The sequence below is a fragment of the Sphingopyxis sp. genome (assembly GCF_036402335.1).
In the GTDB taxonomy this organism is placed as follows: domain Bacteria; phylum Pseudomonadota; class Alphaproteobacteria; order Sphingomonadales; family Sphingomonadaceae; genus Sphingopyxis.
On sequence record NZ_DASWTD010000018.1, the window covers coordinates 1 to 3,591 of the forward strand.

The 3,591-nt window shown below is 62.9% G+C and carries 3 protein-coding genes; 1 reads left to right on the forward strand and 2 read right to left on the reverse strand.

The annotated features are described in order from the left end of the window. On the forward strand, positions 1 to 2,033 hold a 2,033-nt coding region (locus tag VGD20_RS00495; protein ID WP_331132573.1), incomplete at its 5' end, for a beta-mannosidase. A 105-nt stretch (positions 2,034 to 2,138) separates the two neighbouring features. On the opposite strand, the gene VGD20_RS00500 is transcribed toward VGD20_RS00495, so the two are convergent. Further along, positions 2,139 to 3,419, reverse strand: a complete 1,281-nt coding sequence (locus VGD20_RS00500; protein ID WP_331132574.1) for a cytochrome P450 — start codon at positions 3,417 to 3,419, stop codon at positions 2,139 to 2,141. Continuing rightward, positions 3,416 to 3,591, reverse strand: a 176-nt coding sequence (locus VGD20_RS00505; RefSeq protein ID WP_331132575.1) for an acyl-CoA dehydrogenase family protein, incomplete at its 5' end; no start/stop codon positions are given. The genes VGD20_RS00500 and VGD20_RS00505, both read right to left, overlap by 4 nt.

Sequence of the window (3,591 nt, forward strand, 5' to 3'; positions counted from 1 at the left end):
GCAACCTCGTGCGCAAGGCGCAATTCGGCTGGGGCTGGGACTGGGGGCCTTGCCTTCCGACCGTGGGAATCTGGCAGCCGGTCGAACTCCGGCGGCGGCGCGTCGCATCGATCGAAGCGTTGCAATTTCGTACGATGGCGATCCACGCCGACGGCGGCGCGGATATCCGGATCGATGCCGAGATCGAGCGATCGGAGGAGCGCGGCGAGCTCGCGCTGCACATCGAGGTACGGAACCCCGCCGGAACCCTCATATTGTCCGAGTCCTTGCCGATCGCCGATGGGCGCGCACACCTCGTCGCCGCGCTTGCCGATGCCGAGCTATGGTGGACCGCCGATCTCGGTGCGCAGCCGCTCTATGACGTCGTGGCGGCCCTCAAGGCCGGGACCGGGGAGCTCGACCGGCGCGCGCTGCGCGTCGGTATCCGGACGATATCGCTCGACACCTCGCCCGATCCCGACGAGCCGGGCACATCCTTCTTCCGTTTCCTCCTCAACGGCCGCCCGATCTTCGCAAAGGGCGCGTGCTGGATCCCGGCGCACTCGCTGGTCGGCGTTCTGACCCGTGAACATTACCGGCCGCTGATCGAGGCCTCTGCGCGCGGCGGAATGAACATGCTCCGCGTCTGGGGCGGGGGCATATATGAACATGATGCCTTCTATGACCTGTGCGACGAGCAGGGGCTGCTCGTGTGGCAGGACTTCATGTTCGCCTGCGCGCTCTATCCTGAGGCCCATCCGGAATTCAACGAAAGCGTCGAGGCGGAAGTGGCTTGGCAGGTCAGGCGCCTCCGCCATCATCCGTCGATCGCGCTGTGGTGCGGGAATAACGAGAACCAGTTCATCCAGTCCTTCGTCAACGAGAAGACGGGGGAGGACAAGCCGGTGCTCGGCGCACTCTTCTATGACAAGATCATTCCGGAGCAGGTCGCGAAATTCGATCCTGCCACGCCCTATTGGCCGGGAAGTCCATTCGGCGGGCCGCATGCGAACAGCATGAAGGCGGGCGATCTTCACAACTGGACGGTCTGGCACGGATTGCCGTCGGTACCCGACGATCGTTCGACGTCCGAGGTCGACCGCAGTCCCGAGGGCATCGCCTATCAGCGATATGCCGAGGATATGGGCCGGTTCATCAGCGAATTCGGGATTCAGGCCTCGCCGGTCATGGAAACGCTGCGCCGTTCAATTCCTGCAGACCAGTTGACGCTCAAGAGCCCGGCGATGGAAAACCGGATCAAGGACAATCCGAAGAACAAGGTCGACGCGATGCTGTTGCCGGTCACCGGGCTTCCGGCGACGATCGACGACTATGTGGATTTTACCCAGATTACGCAGGCGGAAGGGCTGAAGTTCGGGATCGAGCATTATCGGCGCCGCAAGCCGCACTGTTCCGGGACGCTGATCTGGCAGCTCAACGACTGCTGGCCGGGCGTGAGCTGGAGCGTTCTCGACTTCCATGGTTTTCCGAAGGCGGGCTATCATTATCTGCGCCGCGTCTATGCGCCGCTGATGGCATCGTTCAAGCCGCTGGCCGACGGTTCGGTCGAGCTTTGGCTGACCAACGATCGTGCGCGTAACATGGCTGGGAATCTCGTCGTCGAACTGATCGATATGCATGAGGGCAGCATCTGGCGGGATGAAGTGGCCTGGGCGGTCCCGGACAATGGCAGCCAGCCCGTCTGGAACGCCGACGCGGCGCGCTTGTCCGCCTCGCCGAGCCGGGTGCTTACGGTTCGCTCATCCAATGACCGGTTTCCCGCCAATCGGCATTTTTTCGCGCCGATCAAGGATCTGGATCGTCCGAAAGACGCACGGCCGACGGCCACGATCGCGCAGGTGGGGCCGAATGCGATCGCGGTTACGCTGGAGGCGCCGGCCTATCTCTATTTCGTCCACATTCTCGTGCCGTCCGAAACCGCAATCGTCAGCGACAATTATTTTGACATGGCGGCAGGCGAGGTCCGCGTCGTAACGATCGAGGACGACAGGCGGCCGTTGCGGATCGAAGACCTGATCATCCGGAGCTGCTGAGCCGGAGCGCATACGGCGCGCGATATCTCGAACAGCAGGAGGGTTACGGGTGCGCGCCGACCTTCCTGCTCTTCGAGCGCGGCGACCCGGCCGCCGATGGCGCGTTCAGGACATCGCAAGGCGCAGCGGCAGCCGGCGCGGGCCATTGACGAACCAGCTGTGGGTGAATTGCATCTCGCCCTCGAGGTCGACGCGTTCGATCCGCGGGAGCAGTTCCTCGAAGAAGGACTTCAGCTCAAGCCGCGCCAGATGCTGGCCGATGCAGACATGCGCGCCATAGCCGAAGGCAAGCTGCTTGTTGGGCTTGCGGTCGAGGCGAAATTCGAAGGGAGCGTCGAACACGGCCTCGTCGCGATTGCCCGACGCATAGCAGAGCATCAGCCAGTCGCCCCTGGCGATCCGGCGCCCCGCGAAGTCGGTATCCTCGGTCGCGGTGCGCATGAAGGTCTTCACCGGCGTCGTCCAGCGGATCGCTTCTTCGACGAACGCGGGGATCAGCGACGGGTCGGCCTTCAGCCGCGCGAGCAGGTCCGGGCTGTGCGCGAGCACGCCCATGCCGCCCGCGAGCGACGATGAGGTCGTGTCATGCCCGGCCGTCGCGACGATCGTGAAATAGCCGGTCGCCTCGCGGTCGGAGATCGGCTGGCCGTCGATCACCGCATTGGCGATCACGCTCGCCAGATCGCCCTGCGGGTTCGTGCGGCGGTCCTTCGCGATCTTCATGAAATATTTCGTGAAATCGGCGAGGAAAGCCTTGACGAGGAGGCTGTAGAGAAACCCCGGCAGCTTTTCGAGTTTTCTGTTTTTCGCTTCCTTGTCGATATCCTGCGAGCCGAAGATGTCCTGTGTCAGCCTCAACATCCTCGGCTTGTCGGCCATCGGCACGCCGAGAATATTCATGATGACATGGAGCGGATAGCCGATTGCTACGTCGGCCATGAAATCGCAGCGGCCATCCATCGCGGCCATGCGGTCGACTTCCTGCCGTGCGAGAGCGCGGATGTCGTCTTCGAGTTTCTTGACGCTGCCGGGCGAGAACCATTTGAATGTCAGCGCCCGATATTTGGGGTGATCGGGGGCGTCCATCTGCACAAGCGAGCGGACGAAATGGGGCGTTCCGGTAATCTTGCGGACGCGGGCGTCGTCGATCTGCCGCGTCAGCGTCGTCGAACGATCACCGTTGTGGAACAGCGCATTCCGCTTGCTGATGTCGAGAATATCGGCGTGCCGGGTTACGACCCAGAAGGGATCGAAGCCGGACACTTCCGCACGGCCAACCGGATTGTTCGCGCGAAGCCAGCGATAGGCGTCGTGTATGCGATCATCGGCATAGGCCGAGGGATCGACAAGCACATGCGCGATGTCATCGGGAATCTTTTCGCTCACGCCTTGGCGCTTCCACCGAACTCGCCTTTACGCGGCCCCATGAAGCCGAACAGGAAGGCGGCGACTTTTCGCATCTGGATTTCTTCGGCGCCTTCGGTGATGCGATAGCGGCGGTGGTGGCGGTAGATATGCTCGAACGGCTTGTGGCGCGAGTATCCGATGCCGCCATGGA